At 66.0% G+C, this 25,642-nt stretch carries 19 protein-coding genes; 7 read left to right on the plus strand and 12 right to left on the minus strand.

What is annotated here, in order from left to right:
* Positions 1 to 540: 540 nt before the first annotated feature.
* The 3 genes from ASD55_RS18100 to ASD55_RS10965 form a co-directional block, all read right to left on the minus strand.
* Complete coding sequence (locus ASD55_RS18100) at positions 541 to 4,479, minus strand: DUF4365 domain-containing protein (RefSeq protein WP_082542746.1); 3,939 nt, start codon at positions 4,477 to 4,479, stop codon at positions 541 to 543.
* Between the two features lie 279 nt (positions 4,480 to 4,758).
* Complete coding sequence (gene hutU / locus ASD55_RS10960) at positions 4,759 to 6,429, minus strand: urocanate hydratase (protein ID WP_056766100.1); 1,671 nt, start codon at positions 6,427 to 6,429, stop codon at positions 4,759 to 4,761.
* A gap of 67 nt (positions 6,430 to 6,496) precedes the next feature.
* A complete protein-coding gene (locus ASD55_RS10965) occupies positions 6,497 to 8,113 on the minus strand; it encodes a tetratricopeptide repeat protein (RefSeq protein ID WP_056766102.1) in 1,617 nt (538 codons plus the stop codon).
* Positions 8,114 to 8,267: 154 nt separating this feature from the next.
* Here ASD55_RS10965 and ASD55_RS10970 point away from each other — a divergent pair, with 154 nt between their 5' ends.
* From ASD55_RS10970 to ASD55_RS10980, 3 genes are all read left to right on the plus strand, one after another.
* Positions 8,268 to 8,813 (plus strand): nuclear transport factor 2 family protein, encoded by a 546-nt coding sequence (locus tag ASD55_RS10970; protein ID WP_056766103.1) that lies wholly within the window; start codon positions 8,268 to 8,270, stop codon positions 8,811 to 8,813.
* Positions 8,814 to 8,935: 122 nt separating this feature from the next.
* Positions 8,936 to 10,435: a DNA-3-methyladenine glycosylase 2 gene (locus tag ASD55_RS10975; protein ID WP_056766473.1), complete on the plus strand. Its 1,500-nt coding sequence runs from the start codon at positions 8,936 to 8,938 to the stop codon at positions 10,433 to 10,435.
* Positions 10,432 to 10,944, plus strand: coding sequence for a methylated-DNA--[protein]-cysteine S-methyltransferase (locus ASD55_RS10980; protein ID WP_056766106.1), 513 nt, complete (start codon positions 10,432 to 10,434; stop codon positions 10,942 to 10,944). Before ASD55_RS10975 ends, ASD55_RS10980 begins: the two co-directional genes overlap by 4 nt.
* 169 nt (positions 10,945 to 11,113) lie before the next feature.
* Here the strand turns inward: ASD55_RS10980 and ASD55_RS10985 are convergent, their stop codons facing one another.
* Positions 11,114 to 11,533, minus strand: coding sequence for a hypothetical protein (locus ASD55_RS10985; protein ID WP_056766109.1), 420 nt, complete (start codon positions 11,531 to 11,533; stop codon positions 11,114 to 11,116).
* Between the two features lie 52 nt (positions 11,534 to 11,585).
* On the opposite strand from ASD55_RS10985, the gene ASD55_RS10990 reads away from it, so the two are divergent.
* Complete coding sequence (locus tag ASD55_RS10990) at positions 11,586 to 12,869, plus strand: ectonucleotide pyrophosphatase/phosphodiesterase (RefSeq protein WP_056766111.1); 1,284 nt, start codon at positions 11,586 to 11,588, stop codon at positions 12,867 to 12,869.
* Positions 12,870 to 13,016: 147 nt separating this feature from the next.
* On the opposite strand, the gene ASD55_RS10995 is transcribed toward ASD55_RS10990, so the two are convergent.
* The 4 genes from ASD55_RS10995 to ASD55_RS11010 form a co-directional block, all read right to left on the minus strand.
* Positions 13,017 to 14,270, minus strand: a complete 1,254-nt coding sequence (locus tag ASD55_RS10995; RefSeq protein WP_056766113.1) for an MFS transporter — start codon at positions 14,268 to 14,270, stop codon at positions 13,017 to 13,019.
* A 48-nt stretch (positions 14,271 to 14,318) separates the two neighbouring features.
* Positions 14,319 to 15,305, minus strand: coding sequence for a multidrug resistance efflux transporter family protein (locus tag ASD55_RS11000; RefSeq protein ID WP_056766116.1), 987 nt, complete (start codon positions 15,303 to 15,305; stop codon positions 14,319 to 14,321).
* Between the two features lie 96 nt (positions 15,306 to 15,401).
* On the minus strand, positions 15,402 to 15,590 hold the full coding sequence (locus ASD55_RS18440) for a hypothetical protein (RefSeq protein WP_157598952.1): 189 nt from the start codon (positions 15,588 to 15,590) through the stop codon (positions 15,402 to 15,404).
* A 107-nt stretch (positions 15,591 to 15,697) separates the two neighbouring features.
* Positions 15,698 to 17,068 carry a formimidoylglutamate deiminase gene (locus ASD55_RS11010; RefSeq protein WP_056766120.1) on the minus strand — a complete coding sequence of 457 codons (1,371 nt, stop codon included), beginning with the start codon at positions 17,066 to 17,068 and terminating at the stop codon, positions 15,698 to 15,700.
* Positions 17,069 to 17,153: 85 nt separating this feature from the next.
* Here ASD55_RS11010 and ASD55_RS11015 point away from each other — a divergent pair, with 85 nt between their 5' ends.
* From ASD55_RS11015 to hutI, 3 genes are all read left to right on the plus strand, one after another.
* Positions 17,154 to 18,713 (plus strand): bifunctional GNAT family N-acetyltransferase/carbon-nitrogen hydrolase family protein, encoded by a 1,560-nt coding sequence (locus ASD55_RS11015; RefSeq protein WP_056766122.1) that lies wholly within the window; start codon positions 17,154 to 17,156, stop codon positions 18,711 to 18,713.
* Between the two features lie 197 nt (positions 18,714 to 18,910).
* Entirely contained in the window at positions 18,911 to 20,404 is a 1,494-nt protein-coding gene (locus ASD55_RS11020; RefSeq protein WP_056766125.1) for a chloride channel protein, read from the plus strand.
* Positions 20,405 to 20,449: 45 nt separating this feature from the next.
* Positions 20,450 to 21,679 (plus strand): imidazolonepropionase, encoded by a 1,230-nt coding sequence (gene hutI, locus ASD55_RS11025; RefSeq protein WP_056766127.1) that lies wholly within the window; start codon positions 20,450 to 20,452, stop codon positions 21,677 to 21,679.
* Here the strand turns inward: hutI and lpxK are convergent.
* The 4 genes from lpxK to ASD55_RS11045 are packed head-to-tail and all read right to left on the minus strand — an operon-like array spanning position 21,665 to position 25,549.
* Entirely contained in the window at positions 21,665 to 22,651 is a 987-nt protein-coding gene (lpxK, locus tag ASD55_RS11030) for a tetraacyldisaccharide 4'-kinase (RefSeq protein WP_056766128.1), read from the minus strand. The genes hutI and lpxK overlap by 15 nt on opposite strands.
* Positions 22,652 to 22,660: 9 nt before the next feature.
* Positions 22,661 to 24,445, minus strand: coding sequence for a lipid A export permease/ATP-binding protein MsbA (gene msbA / locus ASD55_RS11035; protein WP_056766129.1), 1,785 nt, complete (start codon positions 24,443 to 24,445; stop codon positions 22,661 to 22,663).
* Positions 24,442 to 24,873 (minus strand): biopolymer transporter ExbD, encoded by a 432-nt coding sequence (locus ASD55_RS11040; RefSeq protein WP_007808031.1) that lies wholly within the window; start codon positions 24,871 to 24,873, stop codon positions 24,442 to 24,444. The genes msbA and ASD55_RS11040 overlap by 4 nt, the downstream gene beginning before the upstream one ends.
* A 10-nt stretch (positions 24,874 to 24,883) precedes the next feature.
* Entirely contained in the window at positions 24,884 to 25,549 is a 666-nt protein-coding gene (locus tag ASD55_RS11045) for a MotA/TolQ/ExbB proton channel family protein (RefSeq protein WP_007808032.1), read from the minus strand.
* Between the last annotated feature and the right edge of the window lie 93 nt (positions 25,550 to 25,642).

Raw genomic sequence — 25,642 nt, forward strand, 5'->3', positions numbered from 1 at the left:
GAAAGCGTTGGGCGGCTTGACACCTGCCGCCTACGCGAAACAGTTAAAGTGACCCCGGACTCTAAACCTTCCTGCTACTCAATGCGGGGGGACGTCGACATCACGATCTCCGTATCGGTTGACTGGATCGCCTGCGTTCCGCGCAAACTCCGTTGCGCGTCCAGGCGATCCGGTAGCACCCGCGACACCCTGTGGCTTATTGCCGAGAGTGGGGGCGCCGGAACGATGCCAGAGGGGACAGCGGCTGACTGTCGGCGCGAGGGAAGTTGCGACGTAGAGGTTGGCTGACGTAAGGGCGGATGAGGCCGACATCCAACCGCAAGCGATGCGAGAGCGATCAGGAAAACCGAGTAGCGCGGCTCGGAGAACGTCGACCTCAACCTTTGGAAAATCAATTTAATTAGCCACGTCCCCTTTCCCACGGGTCCATTTGAAAACCACAGGATAATGAACCTGACCCCTTATTTTCGATTTGAAAACCACAGGATAATGAACCTGACCCCTTATTTTTGACCCCTTATTTTCGATCCCTTATTTTCTCTAGTGGCTATCTTTCTTAATGTTCGCGATCGTAGCTTCTGCTGCGGCTTCGACGTATGCCTGTTCGTACGCGGACAACAGGGCGGTACCATTGGGCAGGCCCAATTTTGCTTTTTGAGATAAGTTCGAAACTCGATACTCTGGGTCGACGATACTGGTTCGCCCAAGCACATCGCCGATCATTTTTGCCCCGATCTTGTCAGGGTCGTCGTTGAGAGTACTTGCCAACCCTAGCTCAATGGCTTTCCAAAACAACTGCCACAACCTGCGCACCTGGCCTTCGTCATCAGGAAGATTGCGCAGCACTGCCACGAAAGCATGGCCAAGTTTGTAAAGTGGCTTAAGCGCACGATCTGACTGAAAACGGACAGCCTTGAGCCAGCGCATCCATAATAGTCCCAATATGTCGTCACTTACATCAAGACACCTCATAGTGTACGCAGCCGTGTTTCCAAAGTGCTCCAATAGCTCCTTATACGGCTTTGACGCGTCCCAAAGGCCGTCTAGAATTGCTTCTAGAAGCGACTGATCTTCCTTCGCATACTCGACAGCAGAAGTAACGTAGCGGAATGCGACCGGTACACCACCGATTTTTAACTCGATCAACTTGGCGATTGCCTTCGCTGCTTCAAGCGTGGCAATGGATTCCTCTCTTTCCACCAGCTCAATAAAGTCCACCGTTGAGATGCTCGGTTTCGCGTGCTCGTCGCCATCTCCATTACAAACTAGCGCGGCTTCAACCAGATCATCAGAGAAGTAGATGTTTTCAGGGGTTGACATCGCGAGCTTTTCATCTTCGTACCAGTCCGGCGGACCTAATTCCGAAGAGTCACGAAAAGGCGGATGAGCGACCTTAGCGAAATTCACGCGTAGCGCATCTAAAACTTTTTCCGCTCGCGCGCCGCCCCAACCTCCGGTGACCGGATTTCGCGCTTCCTGCAAAGCAGCAAGGACCGACCTGGCGATGATCACGCGCTGAAATTTATTAAGAACGAAGTGCAAGAGGTTGCATTCATCAAGCACCAAGAGCGATGTAAAACTCAGCACCGCTGACTTACCGTCCAAAGTATCGGGCGTTGATCGATCAACACCGGGCGCTGTCATCATGAAATGCATTGCACCTCGATCCGCAGGAGCTTTTTTTCTGACCTCCCATAGCATCAAGACGCTGTTAACGTTGCGAAGAAATGTTCGAGGTCGCCACGATAACGGGACCATAAGGTCGCCAGTATCCAAGCGACGTTCGACAGAACGCTCGCGCCGCAAATCATCATCAGTAATTCCAGCAACAGCCTGTAGAGCTTTAATGACCGCATCTGGCGATGCATCATCTGGCAGTTGTCCTTGGCGTAGATATTTTGATTCTGGAAACGCCGAAATAAACGCACCAAGCCTATTGCGAAGCTCTTCCAAACGCGGATCGTCTTTCTCCGGGCTGTACAGTGACGTGGCCATAATGGCCTCTTGCAGGAAGATACCTTCCTGCCTTTCATCATGCCGATTCGCCAAACGCCCATACTCCCAAGCCAGATCCCATAGACCAGGCAAATCTCTAAGGGAAAGGAGCGATAGCTGGAATAAGGTGTTAAAGAGCTGCAATCTTGCGCGCGGGCTCGCCGCGCGTACCAGCGCATTGCGTACCTGATCTTCTGCTTTTTCAGAGAATCCAAAGCGAGAGGCAATATTGACGAAGTATCGCCTTGCCAAATCCGCTTCCTCTCCGGCCTCTATTAGCTCCTCGAAAACAGAAAATGCTTCGGGCGAGTTGCCATTCTTCTCCAAGGCGATTCCGAGCAATGATTTCAGCTTTGGGTTCGCGCCAAAACGATCGATTGCGTTGCGCAATTCGGATATTGCCAAGGAAAAATCGCCGACGGTAATTAGTGCGTGCGCGAAAGTCGCCCAGCGCCCTAGATCAAGCGATGCTTGGTTTCGTAGATCACTAGCCACCTCCGTGATTACGACGGCTTCTTGCGATAATGTCGGATCAGCGTTATCCAAGAGGTGATCAGCCACTACAACTGGTTGCCCGTGAGCCTTCCAGTAGCCGTGCAGATTTTTTATGGCCTCCGATCGTCTTAGGAGAGACTGATTGACCGAGGTGGCAGATTCCAGAATCGCAAGAAAATTATTGCCCTCGGGGGATTTGGCGAGGCGGTCTTTAATCCTTTGAAGCAATTCAGTCTTGAAAGCTGCACTTGCTGCCACCCCTATCATCATGAGGGAGGACAGAAAGACCTCGGAATTTGACTCGCTGCACAGCACCTCTTCAACTATGGCGAAAGCTTTTGATGCGTTACCAAGTTTATTTTCTGCTACCGCAAGCAGGATCTCTTCGTCGTTGTACGCCGCGGCATCTCCGGCAAGTTCTTTAAGGCGCACAACGAGCTGTGGCTTATCTGCATTGAGTGCGAGTTTGGAGGTAACTTCGCGAAAGCGAGCAATTTTTGGCTTGGCCGTGGCCATTGCCGCCAAGAGAGGCAGGACTTCTTGCTCTCTCTCTAAAATCATTGCAGAGATTGGAAGAACATCCAGTAGGTGTTCTGTATTGATCGGCCAATTTAGCAGTTGAGCCGCCTGCATAGCACCTAAGCTCAGCTCGTACGCTTGGTGCAGACGATTTATATCCATGCCTGGCACGCCGGATGATTTAATGACTAACTCATCCTCTCCTTCTTTCCAGCGCATGGAACCAATTGCCATCTGGAAAACTGCGCGCGCCTCCAGCATGCGAAGAATGAATTTTTGAATAGGTGTCAGATCATCAATTTGGGAGAAGCAGGCCGCTTCATCAACGACCCTGCGCCAAGACTTCTCGACAATTGAAATGATCATCGATGTGATTACAGTCTTACGCATTGGATGACCTTCAAGAGCCTTCCTCGCGTACTCGAAGTTGCCACTGAGAGCATGTAGCTTGGCTCGAACATTCGCCGCACCCGTACTGTTTCGCCCCTCCAGCAGCAGCAGTAACCCTTCTCGCTTTACTCGCCCGTTCTCTCCGTAAAAAGTATGATTGAGCTCATTTTGAGCTAGAGCTGAAACTACATCGTCGTTCTCCGGCAAGAGGCGATGGGCTATCGACAACAATCGCTCAGCCTCGGCCTCATCCCCCGCCAAGCCCATCGCCTGGGATCGTAAGTAGGCATTTACGCCGGCCTCAATATGGCCGTCATGATCACCGACTTCATCTGGATCTCGGGTTAAGGCTAAAACAGAGACGCTGTCCCCAGCCCGCAGTGCGGAAAGCGCCGAATGCATTTCCGCTTTGTTTGGAAGTGTTTCGATTAAGCAGTCGATTGTGTCTGTAACAGGGTTTGAGTCGATTGCTCCTGTTTCAACAAACTGAGTCAAACTCAGGGTATCCTCCGTGCAGCCTGCTGCGCGGCGTCGCTCACGCATCTGCGCGCGCACATCTCGCATTTCGGCTATGTAAGCCTCCACGTTCGGAAGAACGTCTAAATCTCGAGATATCAGTTGTGCTCGCGGGACGCGAAGAGTCAGCGATTTTTGATCGTCCGGCAACGACGCAAGAGCGTCATCAAGGATTGGGCTCGCAAATAAGTAGTGAGCCGTAGCCGTGACGGGATCGCGGCTGTCGATCATGTCAGCAATCGCGACCATGACAACGGCGCCACTTGAATGCCAAAGGTTTAGCGTTGACCGCTTGAATTCATGGGAAAGATGGATGCCGTCCGCCAAGCGATCCGATGGATCCGTAGTTCCCTTCAATTGGATATTGAAGTAGAACCTAGCCCCAACCCCGGCTGAGCCGTGGACTAAGCCTTGGTAATCGACTCCATAGTCGGGGCCTGGAATTTCGTTAAGTGTCCAAGCGGCCGGCCGATGAGCGGAAAGAACCGAAGCGGCGTCCTCGCCGATTTCTTGGGAAAGACTTCTTAGAGGGCCTTGATTTTTGAGGTCGGAGATCACTGTCATCCCTTTGGATCGATTCGGCTCTTTCTGATGCGATCTCTCAACTTCTGACCATGCGTGACCCCATACCGGCGCCTGGGGCTCAGCGCCTTCCCTTCCCACGGGAAAAATCTATCGCGCCTTCTCTTGCTCGCAAGCAATCTCTGATATTGGCCATACTTGATTTTTCCGAGTTAAAAAGAAAAAGCCCTCGTAGGTAAAAACCTAATGCGGAATGGATTTCTACAACTGGGAGCCCAGGGTCGGAATTGAACCGGCGAACGTGGATTTTTGTAGTTCGAATTACGCCATCGGCAACTTCAATTCCTTATCCCGCGCGCACTCGATCGCAACCTCATACCCCGCATCCGCATGTCGCATCACCCCGGTCCCCGGGTCATTCCACAGCACCCGCGAAATCCGCTCATCCGCTTCCTTGGTGCCATCGCAAACGATCACCACGCCGGAATGCTGCGAATACCCCATCCCCACCCCGCCGCCATGATGCAGCGAAACCCAGGTCGCGCCACCTGCAACATTCAACATCGCATTGAGCAACGGCCAGTCGGATACCGCGTCCGAGCCATCCTTCATCGCCTCGGTCTCCCGGTTCGGTGACGCCACCGAGCCGGAATCCAGGTGATCGCGCCCGATCACCACCGGCGCCTTCAGCTCGCCGTTGCGCACCATCTCGTTGAACGCCAGGCCGAGCTTGTCGCGCAGGCCCAGGCCGACCCAGCAGATGCGTGCCGGCAAACCCTGGAAGCTGATGCGCTCTTTCGCCATGTCCAGCCAGCGGTGCAGGTGTTCGTCGTCGGGGATGAGTTCCTTGACCTTCTGGTCGGTCTTGTAGATGTCTTCCGGGTCACCAGACAGCGCGACCCAGCGGAACGGGCCGACGCCGCGGCAGAACAGCGGGCGCACGTAGGCGGGGACGAAGCCGGGAAACGCGAACGCATTTTCGCAGCCGACGTCCTGGGCCATCTGGCGGATGTTGTTGCCGTAGTCGAAGGTGGGGATGCCCTGGGCGTGGAACGCCAGCATCGCGTCCACGTGGGTTTTCATCGACAGCTTGGCGGCCTTGGCGGTGCCGGCCGGGTCGCTCTTGCGGCGTTCGAACCACTGCTCCACGGTCCAGCCTTGCGGCAGGTAGCCGTTGACGGGGTCGTGCGCGCTGGTCTGGTCGGTGACGGCGTCGGGGCGTACACCGCGCTTGACCAGCTCGGGCAGCACGTCCGCGGCATTGCCAAGAAGGGCGATGGATTTCGCTTCGCCGGCGGCGGTGTATTTCGCGATGCGCGCCAGCGCGTCGTCGAGGTCGCTGGCCTGCTCGTCGACGTAGCGGGTCTTCAGGCGGAAGTCGATGCGGCTCTGCTGGCATTCGATGTTGAGGCTGCACGCGCCGGCGAGTGACGCCGCCAGCGGCTGCGCCGCGCCCATGCCGCCGAGGCCGGCGGTGAGAATCCACTTGCCTTTCAGGTTACCGCCGTAGTGCTGGCGGCCCATCTCGACGAAGGTTTCGTAGGTGCCCTGGATGATGCCCTGCGAGCCGATGTAGATCCACGAGCCAGCGGTCATCTGGCCGTACATCATCAGGCCTTTCTTATCGAGCTCGTTGAAGTGCTCCCAGGTCGCCCAGTGCGGCACCAGGTTGGAGTTCGCGATCAGCACGCGGGGCGCGTCCCTGTGCGTGCGGAACACGCCGACCGGCTTGCCGGACTGCACCAGCAGGGTCTCGTCGTCGTTCAGCTCGCGCAGCGATTTGAGGATGGCGTCGAAGCACTCCCAGTTGCGCGCGGCGCGGCCGATGCCGCCGTACACCACCAGCTCGGCCGGGTTCTCCGCCACCTCCGGATCGAGGTTGTTCTGCAGCATGCGGAACGGCGCCTCGCTGAGCCAGCTCTTGCAGGAAAGCTCGCTGCCGCGGGGCGCGCGGACGGTGCGGGTGGTGTCGATGCGGGTGGGTGCGTTCATCACGAAGGGCTCCGGTGAGTCAGACCACCGAGTATAGGTCAGCGACCGGGTCGAACCGGAGGCCGGCTCACGGCGCCGCGGGCTTGCCGTCGATGCCGGTGTGCTTGCGCAGCGCCACCGCGGCGCGCATGCGCACGATGATCTTCGCCATGTTCGGGTCCTTGCCGAAGCGCGTCTGCAGTTGCTGGACGGTCGCGTCCAGGCCGCCACGGGGCTGCTGTTCCTGGATGCCGGCGCGCAGCAGCAGGCCATACGGGTTCTGCGGCTGCTCGCGGATCAGCTGGTCGGCCACGGCCCAGCCCTTGTCCCAGTTCTTTTCCCAGTTGACGAACATGTCGCCGAGCTTGCCCAGCGCGCGCGTGTCGCCCGGGTTCAGCGCCAGCATGGCGCGGAAGTCCTGCTCGGCACGCCGGTAGTCACCCTGCATCTCGTAGGCGTTCGCGCGCGCGTCGAGCGCCCTCGTGTTGCCGGGCGAGCGGTCCAGCAGCTGGCTGAGGTCGGCCGCGGCCCAGGCCGACTCGTCGTAGTCGACCAGGGCGAACGCCCGGTTCACGAGGGCGTCCTCGTCGCCGGGCGTGAAGCGCAGCGCTTCGGACTGGTAGATCAGGGCCATGGTCTGGTCGCGGTACTTGCTGGCCATCCGGCCGATGCCGAGCAGGTTGCTGCTGCTGGTCAGTTCGTCGACCGCATGCGGATACGCCGCCATCTCGTCCGCATCGCTGCAGTCGCAGCGCCAGACTTGCTGGAACGGCCGCTCCGTCGACAGCACCTTCATCAGCGGATTGTTCGGCGCCCGGGCCCGCGCTTGCGCGGCCAGCTGGTCCATCGCTTCGTATGAACCGCCCCAGTTCGGCTGGCGCGCCCACAGCGCCATGCTGTAGGTGGAATAGTCGTCGGGCACCGCCGCCAGCGCATCGCGGATCGCCGCGTCGACATAGTCGCGCGCGTAGCCCATGCCGCCAGCGTGGATCAGCGCGGCGTAGCTGGGAGTGACCTTCGGGTCCAGCGCGATCGCCCGGCGCAGGTCGCTGTCGGCCTGGGCCAGCAGCTTGTCCATCGCCTGCACCTGGCTGTCCGGCGTGTCGCTCAGGTAGTTCTCGCCGCGCGCTTCGGCGGCCATCGACACGTAGGCCGTGCCGCTGGCGGCGAACGCGAACGCGCTGTCCGGCGCATCGCGCTTCCACGCGTCCAGGGTGGGCCGCACCTCGAACGAGCCGTTCTGGAATGCATCCTGGTAGATGCGATCGAGCAGGCCACGTGAGTCCGGGTCGGTCTGTTGCGCATGCAGGGCGGCCGCGAGGCGACGATCGAGCTCGGCCGCCTTGCCGTGCTGGATCAGCGACTGCGCCTCGGCGAACGTGAGCCGCGGTTGCAGGCGGTAATGGCAATACGCGACCACCGCATCGCGCGACCAGTGGCTGTCCGGCGGATCTGGATAGGCCAGGCAACGCTGCAGCGGATCGGCGATCGCCTCGGCCTTCTTCAGCGCGGCGATGAACGCATAGCCCTGCTCGCGAGTGAACTTGTGCGCGGGCAGCGACGACGGGCGGTCGTGCGGCTTCGCCGCCTGCGCCTGCATCATCTGCCGGACCTGCGATTGCACCAGGTGCATGTTCCAGATCCACTCGCCTAGGCCCAGCAGGATCAGGGCCGCTATCAGCAAACCGCGTTGCAGTGCAGTCATGCGGGCCTCCCCCAGCCCTGGCGACGCCGACGATCATACTGCGCCGGCCGCTCCTGTCGCGGCCTGAAGCGTCCACCCCCTGCCGTCCTGCACTGGCCGTGTGCCCGGACAAGGGGAATCCTGCGGCGGCGGGCGGTCCGCGGGGAGCAGGCTGATGACGTTGCGTGGGAGTGGACTGGTGTTGCTGGCGTGCGCGATCGCCCCGGCCATCGCGCAGGCGGCGACGCCGGAGTGCGCGGTATGGCAGCGCGAGTTGTCGTTCGCGCAGAGCGTGCAGAAACACGATGCGGCGGCGTTTGCCGGGCACGTGATGGCCGACGCGGTGTTCGATGCGAATACGCCGCAGCCGACGCGCGGTCGCGCCGCGATCCTGCAGCACTGGGCACCGATGATTGCGGGCAAGTCGGTGCGCCTGGACTGGTATCCGCAACAGGTCGTGGTGAGCGGCGATGGCACGCTCGCGTATTCCAGCGGTACGTACCTGTTCGAGAACATGGCACCGGGCGCGAAGCGGCGCTACACGATCGGCCGGTTCGCGACGACGTGGCGGCGCGCGGTGGATGGCGTGTGGCGCGCCGCGTTCGATGGCGGTGATGAAGGCAGGCCGGCGAGCGCGGCGGACGCGGATGCATTCCGCGCCGGCCGCGTGGCGGCGTGCCCGCACGGCGACACTGCCGCGCTGCCTGTCATCCGGCATTGATGCTGCGGCATTGATGTAGCGGCATTGATGCATGCGGCCTTGATGCCTGCGCATCGCGGCGCGCGGTATTGATGTCCGAAAACGGCGAGTCTGGCCGGCGCGGCGGTGCTAGCCTCAAGGCCATGAATCCCGCCCCTTCCCTGCCCGCGCCATCCATCTGCGAACAGGCCCGACGCAGCCGCGACGCGCGCTTCGACGGGCTGTTCTTCGTCGCGGTGAGCAGCACCGGCATCTATTGCCGCCCGGTCTGCCCGGCGCCTTCCGCGAAGCGCGAGAACGTGCGCTATTTCGCGAACGCGGCGGCGGCCGAGGTGGCCGGCTACCGACCGTGCCTGCGCTGTCGTCCGGAGCTGGCGCCGGGCAGTGATGAAGGGCAACGCGGCAACCGGGCGGTGGCCCGCGCGCTGAAGCTGATCGAGGCCGGCGCACTGGCGGAGCAATCGCTGGACGCCCTGGCCACACAGGTCGGCGTGGGCGCGCGGCAATTGCGCCGGCTGTTCGTCGAGCATGTCGGCGCGCCGCCGATCAGCGTGCACACGACGCGCCGGCTGCTGTTCGCGAAGCAGCTGCTGACGGAGACGGCGCTGCCGGTGACAGAAGTGGCGCTCGCGTCCGGCTTCCGCAGCCTGCGCCGGTTCAACGCCGCGTTCGCCCAGGCGAACCGGATCGCACCGCGCGAACTGCGTCGGCATCCGCGCGCGATGGCGGGCGCGCCGCTGCGGTTACGGCTGGGCTACCGGCCACCGTATGCGTTCGATGCGCTGCTCGCGTTCCTGCGCACCCGCGCGTTGCCTGGCGTGGAACAGGTCGACGAGCACAGCTACGCACGCGTGTTCGGCCCCGCGAACACGCCGGGCTGGCTGCGCCTGCGCGCGTGGCCGGGTGGCGAACATGCGCTGCAACTGGAACTGCACTGCCCGCAGCCGACGCAGATCCTCGGCGTGGTGACGACGCTGCGCCGAATGTTCGACCTGGATGCGAACCCGCAGGCGATCACCGACACGTTCCGCGCCGACCCGATCGTGGGCCCGCTGCGCCGCCGCGAGCCGGGCCTGCGCCTGCCCGGCGGCTGGGACGGTTTCGAGATCGCGGTGCGGGCGATCCTGGGCCAGCAGATCAGCGTGGCGGCGGCGCGCACGCTGGCAAGCCGGATCGTGCAGCGCTGGGGCGAGCCGTTGCCGACGGCGCCGTGGCCCGGCCTGACCCGACTGTTTCCGACACCGGCCGCGCTGGCCGCGGCGGATCTGCGCGAGGTCGGGCTGACCACCGCGCGCGCCGCGACGATCAGCGGCGTGGCGCAGGCCTTGCTGGATGGCCGCGTGGATTTTCGGGCGGGCCAATCGCTGGACGAGTTCGTGGCGCGCTGGGTCGCGCTGCCGGGCATCGGCCCGTGGACCGCGCACTACATCGCGATGCGCGCGCTCGGCGATCCGGACGCGTTCCCCGCGGCCGACCTGATCCTGCGCCGCGAGGCGACGACATCCGCCACGCCGCTGGGCACGAAGGCGCTGACCGAACTGGCGAACCGCTGGCGCCCGTGGCGCGCGTACGCCGTGATCCACCTTTGGCGCGGTGCCGCGGACACGCCACCTCGCCCACGCAAGACGGAGACGATGGCATGACCGCTGGCCCCGACACGATCTGGTACGACGAGATGGACAGCCCGGTCGGCACGCTGCGCCTGGTGGCGGACCAGCATGGCCTGCGCCAGGTCTGGTTCGAGCGCGAACGGCACCCGAAGCAGGCGCATCCGGGCTGGGTACGCGCGGCGGCGCCGCTGCAGTTCGCCCGGGTGCAACTGGAGGAATATTTCGCCGGCCAGCGCCAGCACTTCGAGCTGCCGCTGCATCCGGTGGGCACGCCGTTCCAGCTGGAGGTGTGGCAGGAGCTGGGACGGATTCCGTATGGCATCACGATCAGCTACGGCGAACTGGCCCGGCGCATCGACAAGCCGCTGGCGGTGCGGGCGGTGGGTGCCGCGAACGGACGCAACCCGTTGCCGATCGTGCTGCCCTGCCATCGCGTGATCGGCGCGGACGGCAGCCTCACCGGTTTCGGCGGTGGCCTGCCGACGAAGCGCTACCTGCTGAACCTGGAGCAGCGCATCGCGCACGGCGACCTGTTCGGCTGAGAGGTTGTGAGTTTTTTTCAACCTCTCAGGTCGGCCATGAGGGCCGAGCATGAAGCAGTCATGCAAGTGACTGTTTCATGTGAGCGAGTCCGGGCGTGTACCGGGCTCGCGATAGAAGAAAACCACAGGAAGTGGTTTTCTTCACAGGCTCCAGGAGGAGCCGCGCGGCTTAGCCGCCCTGCGCGGAGGTCGGCAGCGCCTTCGGCACGACCCGCGGCAAGGGCTGCACGTTCTGCTGGTCGCGCTGGCGATCGAGCAGATCCTGTTGCGCGGCGCGGTCACGGTCGCGCTGCGCCTGCTGGGCCTTGTCCAGTTGCTCGAGTGCGCGCGGGTCATTCGCGGACGGACGCTTCGCGGTGTCCTGCACGGCATTGCGCAACTGCTGCTGCAACTGGCTCTGCTGCAGGTCGTCGCGCGTCTTCTGCTGCTGCGCAGCCTGCTGGAACCGCAGACTGGGCGACACCGGCCGGATCACCGGCTGCGCGGTGGACTGCCAGGCCGCCGCCGTGCCCAGCGGAACGAGCGCCACCAGGCCGGCCATCAGCAGGCGTGTCGTCCAGGAATGTCGATCAAGACGTGTATTGGTCATGAGGGTGCGCGATCATGTGCAGTTGGTTTCAATGCATCGTAAGGTTGTCCGTATGAAAATCCTGTTTCGCCTGCTGCTCTGCTCCCTGGCAGCATTCAGCTTCGGTTGCGCCACGCAGCGCCCCGCAGCCACACCTGCCATCGCCGTCGCGGCGGGCAAACCCGCGCCCGTGCTGCTGATTTCCATCGACGGCTATCGGCACGACTACATGCAGCGCGGGCTCAGCCCGACCCTGGCGATGCTCGCCCGCGGTGGCGTGCAGGCCGCTTCGATGCAGCCCGCGTTCCCGTCGCTGACGTTCCCGAACCACTACACCCTGGTCACCGGCCTGACCCCGGACCACCACGGCGTGGTCAACAACACGATGTTCGACCCGCAGCTGGGCAAGTTCTCGCTGAGCAGCCGCAAGGCGATCAGCGACGGTCGCTGGTGGGCCGAGGGCACGCCGATCTGGGAAACCGCCGACCAGCATGGACTGCGCACGGCCACGATGTTCTGGCCCGGTTCGGAAGCGGACATCCACGGCCATCGCCCCGACCACTGGCTGGCCTACGACGGTGCGGTCACGCCGGCCCAGCGGGTCGACCAGGTGCTGGCGTGGCTGGACCTGCCCGTCGCCGAGCGGCCCAGCTTCCTCACGCTGTACTTCGACGGGGTCGATCACGCCGGCCACGTCTACGGCCCGGATACGCCCCAGGTGAACGAGGCGCTGCGCGAAACCGACGCGGCGCTGGCGCAGCTGGTGAGCGGACTGAAGCAACGCGGCCTGTTCGAGCGGATCAACCTGATCGTGGTGTCCGACCACGGCATGGCCACCGTGCCCGAAGCGAACAACGTGATGATCGACACGCTGATCCCGCTGGACCAGGTCCACGCGGTGAGCCTGGGCATCCTGGCCGGGTTCAATCCGAAGTCGGACAGCGCCGGGGACCGCGCCGCGTTCCGCCAGATCGAACAGACCCTGGAGCAGCCGCAGGCGCACATGCAGTGCTGGGACAAGACCCGCGTGCCGGCGCGACTGGCCTACGGCCACAACGCACGCGTGCCGCAACTGCTGTGCCTGGCGAACGTGCACTGGCGCATCACCACCACCGACTACGCGGCCAAGCGCAAGGGCCGGGTGAGCCTGGGCGAGCACGGCTTCGACAATGCCGAACCGCTGATGCAAGCAATCTTCGTGGCCCACGGCCCGGCGTTCCGCGTCGGCGCGAAGGTGGCCGCGTTCCCGAACCTGGACGTCTATCCGCTGATGACCCATCTGCTGGGGATTCCCGCTGCGGCGAATGACGGCAGCTACGACGCGGTGAAGGACATGTTGAAACCCGCGTCGCGCTGAGCCTTTCTCCCTCCCCTGCATCTACCGTTCTCCCTCCCCTGCGTGCAGGGGAGGGCCGGGGTGGGGTCCGCTCTTCGCGTCAGTCCCGCAAGATCAAAAGCACCCCCTCACTTGCAGGACTCCCCTTGGGACCCGCAGGGGGAGGAGCTACCCCATCGCCCCCTTGCTCATCGGCGTGGGCGGCGTCGCCACGTTGACCAGCGGCGTCAGGCGGAACAGCCACAGCGAAATCAGCAGCCCCGCCAGCACCAGCGCGCCGACGAACAGCGCCACGCCGTTCCAGCCGTGCGCGGCGTAGAACAGTCCGCCGCTGGCGCCGGCGATGCTGGAGCCCATGTAGTAGCAGAACAGGTAGACCGAGGCGGCCTGCGCCTTCGCCGCGCCGGCGCGGCGGCCGACCCAGCTGCTGACGATGGAGTGGCCGCCGAAGAAGCCGAACGTGATCGCCACGATGCCCAGCATCACCAGCAGCAGCGGCGTGGTCATGGTCAGCGCGACGCCCAGCAGCATCAGCGCGAACGCGGTCCACAACACCTTGCGCCGGCCCAGCTTGCCGGCCAGGTGTCCCATCCACGCCGAGCTGAAGGTGCCGATCAGGTAGATGCCGAAGATCAGCCCGACCACGGTCTGGCTGAGCTTGTACGGCGGCGCCAGCAGGCGGTAGCCGAGATAGTTGTAGACGGTGACGAAGGCGCCTAGCAGCAGGAAGCCCTCGACGAACAGCCATGGCAGGCCGCGGTCGTGGAACATGCCGCCGAAGCGGGCCAGCAGGCTGCGCCAGCGCAGCGGCTGCCGCACGAAGTGTCGCGACGGCGGCAACACGCGCCAGAAGATCAGCGCCGCCAGCACGCCGACCAGGCCCACCGTCGCCACGCCCACGCGCCAGCCGAAGAAGTCCGCCAGCACGCCGGAGATCAGCCGCCCGCCCATGCCGCCCACCGCGCTGCCGCTGATGTACAGGCCCATGCCCAAGCCAACCGATTCCGGGTGCATCTCCTCGCTGACGTAAGTCATCGCCACCGCCGGCAAACCGCTCAGGGTCAGGCCGAGCAGGCTGCGCACGAGCAGCAGCGCGTTCCAGTCCGGCATCAGCGCGGTGACCAGCACCAGCACGGCCGAGGCCAGCAACGAGGCCACCATGATCGACTTGCGTCCCCACGCATCAGACAAGCCGCCGGCGAACAGCATCGCGAACGCCAGCACGCCGGTGGTCAACGACAGCGACATCGCCGCGCCGGCCTCGCTGACGCCGTAGTGGCGGCTGAACTCCGGCATCAGCGGCTGCACGCAGTACAGCAGTCCGAACGTGGCGAAGCCGGCGGCGAACAGGGCGAGGTTGGTGTGACGGAACGCGGGCGTGCCGTGGTGGATGTACGGAGCCGGCTCCGCTTCGTGGTTCATGGTGTCTGTCTTGCCTGGGGACGTGGGCATCGCGCAAGCATAAGCCGCTCAGGCGCTGCGATCACCGCGCAATGCACGCACGGCCTCGTCGTCGCCCGCCGCGCCACGGCCGCTGACCCAGCCGAACAGCGCGATGCCGACGATGATCGCCAGCGCGCCGAACAACGCGTAGCCACGTGGCCACGCCTCGCCGAGGAACAGCACGCCGAGCACGGTGGCGAACAGCAGCTCGGCGGCCTGCATCGCCTCCACCGCGGCCAGCGCGGTCGGTTCGCTGCGCACCATGTCGGTGGCGCGGAAGAACAGGATGGTGGCGATGGTGCCCGAGGACAGCGCCACGCCGCCGGCCAGCAGCGCCTCGCGCAAGCTCGGCGGGCCGACGGTGAACCACGCGATCACCGCGAACAGCAGCCACAGCGGCCAGCTGCACAGCGTCATGCCGAACACGCGCTGCACCGCGTTCAGCTGCGTCGGCCCTTGCTCCAGATGCAACAGCAGTTGCCGATTGCCCAGCGGATAGGCGAATGCGGAAAGCATCACCGCGCCGATCGCCAGCCAGTCGCCGGCATGCAGCTGGCCCTGGGCGTGACCCCATTGCAGCGCGAACACGCCGGCCACGATCAGCGCGCCGATCGCCAGCGTGCGCCAGGCCAGCCGTGCCCGTGCGTCGCGGTAGATCAGCGGCGCCAGCAAGGGGCCGGCCAGCACGGTGGTCTGGAAACTGCCGGCGATCAGCCACGACGGCCCGCTACTGGCCGCCCAGGTCAACGGCACGCCGAACAGCACGAAACCCACGCCGCTCCACAGCAGCCACGGCCGCGCATGCCGGCGCAGCTCGCCCGGCAGTTCGCCCAACCCACCCTGGAACGGCAGCACCACGGCCAGCATCGGCAAGGTCAGCAGGTAACGCAGGATCACCGCCCACGCCCAATGCCCGCCACCGGCGACCAGGCTGCGGTTGAGCACGTAGGTGAGCGTGAAGAACAGCGCCGAGCACAACGCCAGTCCCACCGCGAGCAAGGCATTCGAACGCATGCAGGCACGCCGACAGAAAAACGGAGTGTGGCAAATCGCGTCGGTCGTGCGTAGGGGCCAGCGCCGCCGATGCCGGCGGCGCTGACCTCGGAGGCGTCAGCGCCAGTAGCCGCCGACCCAGACGCGGCGGGGGCCCCAATGACCGGGCACCCAGACCCGGGCGTGGACAGGCTCCACCACCCTCACGTGGGCGACCGGACGTGGCGCGGCCACGATGCAGCCGGTGAGCGAGGCGCTGCCCGCCAGCAGCAGGCCGAGGGCAAGACAGGAGGTGATTCGACGCATGGGACACTCCATTCGTGGCAGGTGTCCGTCAGAACGCCGCTGTCGTCCACGCCGATGACGCCGGGGCGAGCAGTCGATGGCCAGCGTTCATTTTCCGCCGTGCTGCCTCAGCGCGCCGCCAGTGCGCCCACCGCGGCGCGGTAGCGTGCCGCGATGGCGGCCTCGTCGCGATGCCGGAAATCGCGCACCTGCCAGCGGCCGCCGACCATCACGTCGCGCACCAGCGGCGTGTTGCCGGAAAACAGGAAGCTGTCGATCAGCGACCGCGTGTCGCGGGCGGCCAGCAGCGGCGAGGCGTCATCCAGCACGATCAGGTCGGCGCGGGCACCGGCGCGCAGTTCGCCGACCGACGCGCCGCTGGCCCGGGCACCGCCGGCGAGGGCGGCCCGCCACAAGGTCTCGCCCACGCTGTCGCCCTGCCGGCGCGCCGCGATGTTGCGGTGGCGGGTGGCCAGGCGCTGGCCGTATTCCAGCCAGCGCAGCTCTTCCACCGGCGAGATCGAGATGTGCGAATCCGAACCGACGCCGAGCGTGCCGCCGGCGTCGAGGAAGTCGGCCAGCGGAAACAGGCCATCGCCCAGGTTCGCCTCGGTGGTGGGACACAGGCCGGCGACGGCGCCGCTGCGCGCCAGCTGCGCGGCTTCCGCCTCGGTCAGATGGGTGGCGTGCACCAGGCACCAGCGGTCGTCGACGTCGGCATGTTCGAACAGCCACTCGACCGGACGGGCGCCGCGGGTGGCCAGGCAATCCTGCACTTCGCCGATCTGCTCGGCGATGTGGATGTGGATCGGACCGGTGCGGGCCAGCGGACTGGCCAGCACCTCGGCGAGCGCCTGCTCCGGCACCGCGCGCAGCGAGTGCAGCGCGATGCCCACGCGCACCGCGTCGCCTTCATGCGCGCGCAGGCTTTCCAGCAGGCGCAGATAGCCGTCCACCGAATGGCCGAAGCGGCGCTGCCGCGCGGTGAGCGCCCGACCATCGAAACCGCCGCTCATGTACAGCACCGGCAACAGGGTCAACCCGATGCCGGCCTCGCGCGCCGCCTCGATCAGCGCCAGCGACATCGCCTCGGGCTGCGCGTACGGCGTGCCGTCCGGCTGGTGGTGCAGGTAGTGGAATTCGCAGACCCGGGTGTAGCCGGACTTCAGCATCTCGACGTAGAGCTGGCTGGCGATCGCCTTCAGCTGCTCCGGCGTGATCGCCGCGGCGAACGCGTACATCGTCTCGCGCCAGCTCCAGAAGCTGTCGTCGGCCTTGCTGCGACGTTCGGCCAGGCCGGCCATCGCACGCTGGAACGCGTGCGAATGCAGGTTCGGCATGCCCGGCAACACCCACGAGCCGATCGGGGTCTGCGGCCCGGCCGGTGGGTCGAGCAGCATACCGTCGGGCGACAGCCCGAAACGGCCATCGGCCAGCCAGCCGTCGCCACGCCAAAGCTGGCCGGCTTCGAAACCCGAAGGACTCGCCCACTCGCTCATCACGCTTGCTCCGCACCGAATGGTGCAGTGTAACCGGCGCCCCGCTCCGTCTTCACCCGAGCGCAAACCGACCGTGCACAGGCCCATGAGCAAGAAAACCAGCGAAAACACCCCGAAACTGCTGTTGCGCCAGGCCCGGCTGGACGACGTGCCGCAACTGGCCGAGCTGACCGCGCGCATCTACACCGCCGAGTGGGGCCACTCGCCGGAGATGCTGCGCTCCCAGCAGACGCATTTCCCCGAAGGCCAGTTCGTGGTCGAGTACGAAGGCAAGGTGGTCGGCTACTGCGCCACCTTCCGCATCGATGAGGAAACCGCGCTGGCCCCGCATACCTGGTCGCAGATCACCGGCGGTGGCATGGGTTCGCGCCACAAGCCCGACGGCAACTGGCTGTACGGCATGGAAGTGGTGGTGCACCCGGACTATCGCGGCATGCGCATCGGCCAGCGGCTGTACCACGCGCGCAAGCGCCTGTGCACCGACCTGAAGCTGCGCGGCATCGTGTTCGGCGGGCGCATCCCCGGGCTGGCCAGGAACATCCAGCGCTACGGCAGCGCTGAGGCGTATGTGCAGGCGGTGGCGGAAGGCAAGCGCCGCGACCTCACCCTGAGCTTCCAGCTCAACAACGATTTCGAGGTGATCGGCCTGCTGCGGGCATACGTGCCGTCGGACCACGATTCGCTGGGCTATGCGGTGCACCTGGTCTGGCGCAACCCGCGCCTGCTCGACCAGCCGGACATGCCGCCGATCCCCTCGCCCCGGCGCCTGCCCGATTCGGTGCGGGTGGCTTCGGTGCAGTACCAGCAGCGCAGGATCACCTCGTTCGAGGAGTTCGCCACCCAGGTCGAATACTTCACCGACATCGCCGCCGACTACAACGCGGACTTCGTCACCTTCCCCGAGCTGATCACCCTGCAGCTGCTGTCGATCGAGAACACCGAGCTGTCGCCGTTCGAGTCGATCCGCAAGCTGAGCCAGTACACGCCGCAGGTGAAGGAGCTGTTCAGCCGTCTGGCCGTCCATTACAACATCAACATCATCGCCGGCACGCACCCCACCGAACAGGCCAACGGCGACATCCACAACGTCTGCTACGTGTGCCTGCGCGACGGTTCGCTGCACGAGCGCGAGAAGCTGCATCCCACGCCCAGCGAGCGCAACGTGTGGAACATCTCCGGCGGCGACAGCGCGGCGACGATCCTCACCGACTGCGGCCCGATCGGCGTGATGATCTGCTACGACTCCGAATTCCCCGAGGTGGCCCGCCATCTGACCGACCAGGGCGCGCTGATCCTGTTCGTGCCGTTCTGCACCGACGTGCGCGAAGGCTACCTGCGCGTGCGCTACTGTTCGCAGGCGCGGGCGATCGAGAATCAGTGTTACGTGGTGCTGTCCGGCAACGTGGGCAACCTGCCCGGCGTCAACAACTTCGACATCCAGTACGGCCAGAGCTGCATCCTCACGCCCAGCGACTTCCCGTTCGCCCGCGACGGCATCGCAGCCGACTCCACGCCGAACATCGAGACCGTGCTGTTCGCCGACCTGCGCCTGGAAAGCCTGGCCCGCGCCCGCAATGCCGGCGCGGTGACCAACCTCAAGGACCGGCGCTTCGACCTGTACGAGACGCGCTGGCGGCCGCGCTGAGGGAAGACAGAGCGAGAGCAGGAGCGCACCCCCATCCGCCCTGCGGGCACCTTCCCCCGCAGGCGGGGGAAGGAAGCGACGAGCCTCGACGCGGCACGCTTGCTTCCCCCGTAAAACGGGGGAAGGTGCCCGCAGGGCGGGTGGGGGACGACAGGCTCGAACCCATCGCCAGCCACCGCTCTGCGATAATCGCGATCATGTCCGAGCCTTCCAGACCCGCTTCAACCTCATCGAACCCGCGCCTGCGGGCGCTGCTCGGGCACGAGTTCTTCGCGCCGCATCATTGGAAACGCCGGCTGGTGCTGTGGTTCGGCGCGGTGCTGGTGGCACTGGCGGCGATCCTGTTTGCCAAGGCCAGCGTGTGGTCGTACCAGCTGTTCCTGCGCATCCTCGACCACGGCGTCTGGATTCCGCTGATCCTCACCCCGATCGTGTTCGCCCTGCTCGCCCGGGTCACCGAGGGCAGCTTCCGCGCGACGCGGGGCAGCGGCATCCCCCAGGTGATCGGCACGTTGCACATCGAGGACGAAGGCTTTCGCGCGCGGATGCTGGCGCTGCCGATCGCCGCTGGCAAGATGGCGCTGACCCTGATCGCGCTGGCGGTGGGCGCGTCGATCGGCCGCGAGGGACCGACCGTGCACGTGGGTGCGGGCCTGTTCTACTCGCTGGGCCGGCGCTTCGGCTTCAATGATCCCAAGGCCGCTTCGCGCTTCATCCTGGCCGGTGGCGCAGCCGGCATCGCGGCGGCGTTCAACACGCCGCTGGCCGGCGTGGTGTTCGCGATCGAGGAGCTGGCCGGCACCTTCGAGCACCGTTTCAGCGGCCTGTTGCTGACCGCGGTGATCATCGGCGGCGTAGTCTCGCTGGGCATCATGGGCAACTACTCGTATTTCGGCGAGGTCGAGGCCAGCCTGCCACTGGGCCACGCCTGGCTGGCGGTGCTGCTGACCGGGGTGATCTGCGGCCTGCTGGGCGGCCTGTTCGCACGCCTGATCCTGCTGAGCCAGCGCGGCCCGCTGGCCCGGGTCGGTCGCCTGCGCGCGCGCTGGCCGGTGGCGTTCGCGGCAGGCTGCGGGCTCACCCTCGCCGTGCTCGGCGTGTGCACCCACAACAGCATCTACGGCACCGGCTACGACCAGGCGCGGGCGATCGTGCAGGGCGCCGCGAACATGCCCGACCAGGGCTTCGGCATCGCCAAGCTGCTGGCCAACGTGGTCTCGTACTGGGCCGGCATTCCCGGCGGCATCTTCTCGCCGGCGCTGGCGGTCGGCGCGGGCCTGGGCCAGAACATCGCGCACCTGTTGCCCGGCGTGCCCGCCGCCGCGGTGGTGCTGCTGGGCATGAGCGCCTACCTGGCCGGCGTCACCGGCGCGCCGCTGACCTCGGCGGTGATCGCGATGGAGCTGACCGACAACCAGGACATGGTGATCCCGATCATGGCCGCCTGCCTGCTGGCCCGCGCCGCTGCCTCGCTGTTCTGCCCCACGCCGGTCTACCGCGATTTCGCCGAGCGCATGGTGCAGGACTTCGAGCGGCAGCAGGCCAGCCAGCGCCAGAGCCAGGACGTGGTCTACGAGCTGGCCGACGATTCGCTCGACGAGACCGGTGACGCCGCGCCGGCCGCGGTGCGCACCACCGCGTTCGACGAGCCGGCCACGCCGGCCGACCCGCCGCCGCCTGCACAATCCTGATTCCTCCGCCCTGCCCCTCCTGACCTTCGCCGGAACCCGATCGACATGAGCCATCCTCGCTGGGACACCTTGCTGATCAACGCGACGCTGGCCACGTTCGCGGGTGAGGCGCCGTACGGACTGATCGAACACGGGGCGATCGCGATGCATCACGGCCGCATCGCCTGGCTCGGCCGGATGGACGAGCTGCCCGGCGAACCCGCATCGCTGGCCGATACGCTCCGCTCGCTGGATGGCGCACTGGTCACGCCGGGACTGATCGACTGCCATACCCATCTGGTCTTCGGCGGCGATCGCGCCCACGAGTTCGACCTGCGCCTGAACGGCGCCAGCTACGAGGAGATCGCCCGGGCCGGCGGCGGCATCGCCTCCAGCGTCACCGCCACCCGCGCCGCCAGCGAGGAACAGCTGCTGGCGCAATCGCTGCCGCGCGCCCGCGCCTTGCTGGCCGATGGCGTGACCACGCTGGAGATCAAGTCAGGCTACGGGCTGGACCTGGACAGCGAGCGACGCATGCTGCGCGTGGCGCGCCGGATCGGGCGCGAACTGGGCGTCGGCGTGCGCACCAGCTTCCTGGGCCTGCACGCGCTGCCGCCGGAATACAAGGATCGACGCGACGATTACGTGGCCCTGGCCTGCGACGGGATGCTGCCCGCGCTGGCCGCCGAGGGCCTGGTCGACGCGGTGGACGCGTTCTGCGAAGGCATCGGCTTCAGCCGCGAGGAAACCCGCCGCGTGTTCGAACGGGCGAAGCAGCTCGGCCTGCCGGTGAAGCTGCATGCCGAACAGCTTTCCGACCTGGATGGCGCGGCCCTGGTCGCCGAATACGGCGGCCTGTCGGCCGATCACCTGGAACACCTCGGCGACGACGGCATCCGCGCGATGGCCGCGGCCGGCACCGTGGCGGTGCTGCTGCCGGGTGCGTTCTACGCGCTGCGCGAAACGAAACTGCCGCCGATCGAGCGGCTGCGCGAGCACGCCGTGCCGATCGCGATCGCCACCGACTGCAACCCCGGCACCTCGCCGCTGCTGTCGCTGCGTGTGGCCGCCGGCATGGCCTGCACGCTGTTCCGCCTGACGCCGGAAGAGGCGTTGCGAGGCGTCACGGTGCATGCGGCGCGTGCGCTGGGCCTGCACGATCGGGGCACGCTGGCGGTCGGCCAGCGCGCCGACCTGGCGGTATGGCAGGCGAAGCAGCCGGCGGAACTGTGCTACTGGATCGGCGGGCAGCTGCTGCGCGGGCTGTGGATCGGCGGCGAATCAGTGCCGGCGTAACGCCGCCTCGACGCGGGCGGTCAGCGCGTCGAAGAACGCCAGCGGCAACTGCGCCCGCACCGGCACCCGGAACCAGTCCGGGCGGGCGAAGCCGGCGCACTTCACCGCGTCCTTGTCGGTCATCAGCAGCGGCAGCTGGTCACCGAAGGCGAGATCGCCCGGGACAAACGCATGGTGGTCGGCAAACGCATGTCCGATCACCTCGATGCCCGCGTCGCGCAAGCTGTCGAAGAATCGCTGCGGGTTGCCGATCGCGGCGATGGCGTGCACGCGCTGGCCACGGAAGGCCGCCAGCGGCTGCCGCCGCCCGTCGGCCAGGGCGACGACGTCGCCCCCGTGCAACTGCATCGGATATTCGCCGGGCTCGGCGGCGCCGCCATTGCATACGCGCAGGTCGACGCGCTGCAGGCGGCTGACCGGTTCGCGCAAAGGACCGGCGGGCAGCAGGCGGCGATTGCCGAAACGACGCACGCCGTCGATCACGCAGATCTCCACGTCGCGCGCCAGCCGGTAGTGCTGCAAGCCGTCATCGGCGAGCACCACGTTGCAGCCGGCGTCCAGCAGCAACTGCGCCGCCGCGGGACGATCGCGCCCGACCGCCACCGGCACGCCGCTGGCGTGGATCAGGCAGGGCTCGTCGCCGACCCGGGCCGGATCGGGCGCAGCGCCGAGCAGCAGCGGTTCGCGCTGGGTTCCGCCATGGCCGCGGCTGACCACGCCGGGACGATGGCCGCGCTCGCGCAGGGCTTCGACCACGGCGATCGTCAACGGCGTCTTGCCGGTGCCGCCCACGCTGAGGTTGCCGATCACCACCACCGGCGCGGCCAGTCGCACACTGCGCAGCACGCCGCGCCGGAACAGCAGGCCGCGGGTGCGGGTGACGGCGCCGTACAGCAACGCCAGCGGCGCCGTCCACCACGGCGCCGGGGCGCCGCGATACCAGGCTGATTCGAGCGTGTCGATCAGCGCCACGGCCGCTCCTCAGTCGCCGGCCTGGTCGGCCGCATGGTCATGGAACTGCATGCGATGCAGCGCGGCGTACTGGCCGTCCAGCGCGATCAGTTCGGCATGCCTGCCCCGCTCGATGATGCGGCCCTGATCCATCACCGCGATCTGGTCGGCGCCTTCGACGGTGGACAGGCGGTGGGCGATCACCAGCGTGGTGCGGTCGCGCATCAGCCGCTGCAGGGCCTGCTGGATCAGCTGTTCGGATTCGGTGTCGAGCGCGCTGGTGGCTTCGTCCAGCACCAGGATCGGCGCGTTCTTGAGGATGGCGCGGGCGATCGCGATGCGCTGGCGCTGGCCGCCGGACAGCGTGTTGCCGCTCTGCCCGATGCGGGTGTGGATGCCGTCGGGCAGGCGCGCGATGAACTCCATCGCGTTGGCCGCCTCGGCCGCCGCGACGATGTCGGCCTCGCTGGCGCCGGCCAGTTCGCCGTAGGCGATGTTGTTGGCCACGGTGTCGTCGAACAGCACCACGCTCTGGCCGACCCAGGCGATCTGCCGGCGCAGCGAGGGCAGCGTGTATTCCTGGTAGTCCGCGTCATCGAGCACGATGCGCCCCGCACCCGGCTCGTAGAAGCGCGGCAGCAGGCTGACCAGGCTGCTCTTGCCGCTGCCCGAACGGCCGACCAGGGCGGTGACCGTGCCCGGCGCGCAGGCCAGGTCGACGCCACGCAAGGCTTCGTAATCGCTGTTCGGATAGGTCAGCCGCACGCCCTCGAAAAGCAGGTCGCCGCGGGTGCGCGCCAGCGCGCGCGTGCCGTGGTCGACTTCGGGCGGCAGGTCCATGACCTCGAACAGGTCCTCCGCCGCCGACAGGCCGCGCTGGATGTTCGCCTGCACCTGGGTCAGCCGCTTCAGCGAGGGCATCATCGCGCCCATCGCGGTCAGCACCGCAATGAACACGCCCGAGGAGATGTGGTCGATCACGCCCGGCCGGGTACCCAGAAAGACCAGTGCCGCCAGCGCGAACGCCGCGACGGTCTGGATCGCCGTGCTGGACATCGCGCTGGTCGCGGCGATCTTCAGGTTCAAACGGCGGGCCTGGTGGGTGACCTGGTCGAAGCGCGCGGCCTCGTGCTGCTGGCCACCGTAGATGCGCACTTCACGATGCGCACCGACCGATTCCTCCACCGTGCCGGTCACCGAACCCATCATGCCCTGGATGCGCCGGCTGATCAGCCGGTAACGGCGGCTGACCACGGTGGCGATCAGCACGATCGGTGGAATCATCACCAGCAGGGTCAGCGTGAGGTAGGCGCTGTTGTGCAGCATCACGTAGAACATGCCGATCACGGTGACGCCTTCGGTCACCGCCACCTTCACCGCATCGGTCGAGGCCGAGGCCACCTGTTCGCTGGTGTAGGTGATGCGCGAGATCTGCTGGCCCGACGGTTCGCGGCCGAAGAAGGTCGCCGGCAGGCGCAGGTAGGAAGCGAACACGTCGTGCTGCATCGCCTGCACGATGTTGCGTCCGATGTAGGCAATGCCGTAATTGCTGACGAAGGTGCCCAGGCCACGGATGCCGAAGATCGCGATGATCCAGATCGGCATCCAGAAGATCAGGTACGGGTCCTTGTTGAGGAACAGGTCGTCGAACATCGGCCTGAGCAGGTTGGTGAACATCGCCAACCCGCCACCGTCCACCGCCATGCCGAGGATCGCCACCAGGCCCACCGCCCAGTAGCGCCGGGTGTAACCGAGCAGCCGCGCGTAGACGCGCCGGCTTTCGGCATCCCACACCCCGCCCTTGCGCTTGCTCACTGCGCCGCGCCCGGCTTGGTCGGCGTGGTGGCGATCGACAGCCGGGTGAAGCCGAGCTGGCCCAGCGCGTCCATCGCGGTGACCACGTTCTGGTTGGGGGTCATCGCATCGGCCCGGATCGTCACCGGGCGGTCGCGGTCGTCACCGGCGTTGCGCGCGATGGTCTGCTTCAGCGCCTCGATGCCCTCGCCCATCACCTCGTCGCTGCCCACGAAGAAACGGCCATCGCGATCGATCATGATGGTCAGCACCTGGGTGTTCAGGTCGCGATCCTGGGCGCTGGCCTGCGGCAGGGTCACCTGCATGCGCGAGTGCTGGATGAAAGTGCTGGTGAGCACGAAGAACATCAGCAAGGTCAGCAGCACGTCGATCAACGGAATCACGTTGATCTCGAAGTCGTCGCCCCGGCGGTCGTTGCTGATACGCATCGGTGTGCGCTCAGCCTGCGCCTGGCGCGGTCGGCGCCGGCGTCCGGCGCGGTCGTGCCGCCGCGCTGGCCGCAGCCGTGGCGGCCGCTGGCGACAGGGTCAGCTCGTCCAGCAGGGCGGTGGCCTGCTTTTCCATCTCCACGCAGTAACCGGCTACGCGCGAACGGAAGTAGCGATGCAGCACATAGGCGGGAATCGCCACGGTCAGGCCCGACGCTGTACAGATCAGCGCCTCGCCGATGCCGCCGGCCATCTTCGCCGGATCGCCGATGCCGCCGGCCATCACCTCCATGAACATGCGGATCAGGCCGATCACCGTGCCGAACAGGCCCAGCAGCGGGCCGATCAGGGCGATCGTGCCCAGCGTGTTGAGGTAGCGCTCCATCCGGTGGATGACGTGCCGGCCGGTGTCCTCGATGCGCTCCTTGATGATCTCGCGCGGCTGCCGGCGCACGGTCAGCGCGGCGGCCAGCAATTCGCCCAGCGGCGAGCCGCTGGCCAGCGTGTCCAGGTGCTTGGGATCGAGTTGACCCGAGCGTGCCCACTGGCGCACTTCGTCGCCCAGGCCGGGCGGCAACACGGATTGCCGGCGCAGCGTCCAGCAACGTTCCAGCACGATCGCCAGGGCGATCGCCGAACAGATCAGGATGGGCACCATCGCCCAGCCGCCAGCCATCAGAATTTCCAGCACTTTTCGACCCCAACATGCGACCTGACAGGAAGCGCGCATGATAGCAGTCTGGCCCGGCCGTACTGCGGCGGGTGTGGC

The sequence above is a fragment of the Rhodanobacter sp. Root561 genome, from assembly GCF_001427365.1.
Lineage (GTDB): Bacteria > Pseudomonadota > Gammaproteobacteria > Xanthomonadales > Rhodanobacteraceae > Rhodanobacter.

Excerpts from the sequence above, each read along its gene's own strand:
- ASD55_RS11040 (WP_007808031.1), bottom strand. The coding sequence starts at position 24,873 with ATGCGTATCAGCAACGACCGCCGGGGCGACGACTTCGAGATCAACGTG.
- ASD55_RS10980 (WP_056766106.1), top strand. The coding sequence starts at position 10,432 with ATGACCGCTGGCCCCGACACGATCTGGTACGACGAGATGGACAGCCCG.
- hutI (WP_056766127.1), top strand. The coding sequence starts at position 20,450 with ATGAGCCATCCTCGCTGGGACACCTTGCTGATCAACGCGACGCTGGCC.
- ASD55_RS11045 (WP_007808032.1), bottom strand. The coding sequence starts at position 25,549 with ATGGCTGGCGGCTGGGCGATGGTGCCCATCCTGATCTGTTCGGCGATC.
- ASD55_RS10970 (WP_056766103.1), top strand. The coding sequence starts at position 8,268 with ATGACGTTGCGTGGGAGTGGACTGGTGTTGCTGGCGTGCGCGATCGCC.
- ASD55_RS10995 (WP_056766113.1), bottom strand. The coding sequence starts at position 14,270 with ATGAACCACGAAGCGGAGCCGGCTCCGTACATCCACCACGGCACGCCC.
- ASD55_RS10990 (WP_056766111.1), top strand. The coding sequence starts at position 11,586 with ATGAAAATCCTGTTTCGCCTGCTGCTCTGCTCCCTGGCAGCATTCAGC.
- ASD55_RS10985 (WP_056766109.1), bottom strand. The coding sequence starts at position 11,533 with ATGACCAATACACGTCTTGATCGACATTCCTGGACGACACGCCTGCTG.
- ASD55_RS11000 (WP_056766116.1), bottom strand. The coding sequence starts at position 15,305 with ATGCGTTCGAATGCCTTGCTCGCGGTGGGACTGGCGTTGTGCTCGGCG.
- ASD55_RS11010 (WP_056766120.1), bottom strand. The coding sequence starts at position 17,068 with ATGAGCGAGTGGGCGAGTCCTTCGGGTTTCGAAGCCGGCCAGCTTTGG.
- hutU (WP_056766100.1), bottom strand. The coding sequence starts at position 6,429 with ATGAACGCACCCACCCGCATCGACACCACCCGCACCGTCCGCGCGCCC.
- ASD55_RS11020 (WP_056766125.1), top strand. The coding sequence starts at position 18,911 with ATGTCCGAGCCTTCCAGACCCGCTTCAACCTCATCGAACCCGCGCCTG.
- ASD55_RS10975 (WP_056766473.1), top strand. The coding sequence starts at position 8,936 with ATGAATCCCGCCCCTTCCCTGCCCGCGCCATCCATCTGCGAACAGGCC.
- ASD55_RS18100 (WP_082542746.1), bottom strand. The coding sequence starts at position 4,479 with ATGACAGTGATCTCCGACCTCAAAAATCAAGGCCCTCTAAGAAGTCTT.
- ASD55_RS18440 (WP_157598952.1), bottom strand. The coding sequence starts at position 15,590 with ATGCGTCGAATCACCTCCTGTCTTGCCCTCGGCCTGCTGCTGGCGGGC.
- ASD55_RS10965 (WP_056766102.1), bottom strand. The coding sequence starts at position 8,113 with ATGACTGCACTGCAACGCGGTTTGCTGATAGCGGCCCTGATCCTGCTG.
- ASD55_RS11015 (WP_056766122.1), top strand. The coding sequence starts at position 17,154 with ATGAGCAAGAAAACCAGCGAAAACACCCCGAAACTGCTGTTGCGCCAG.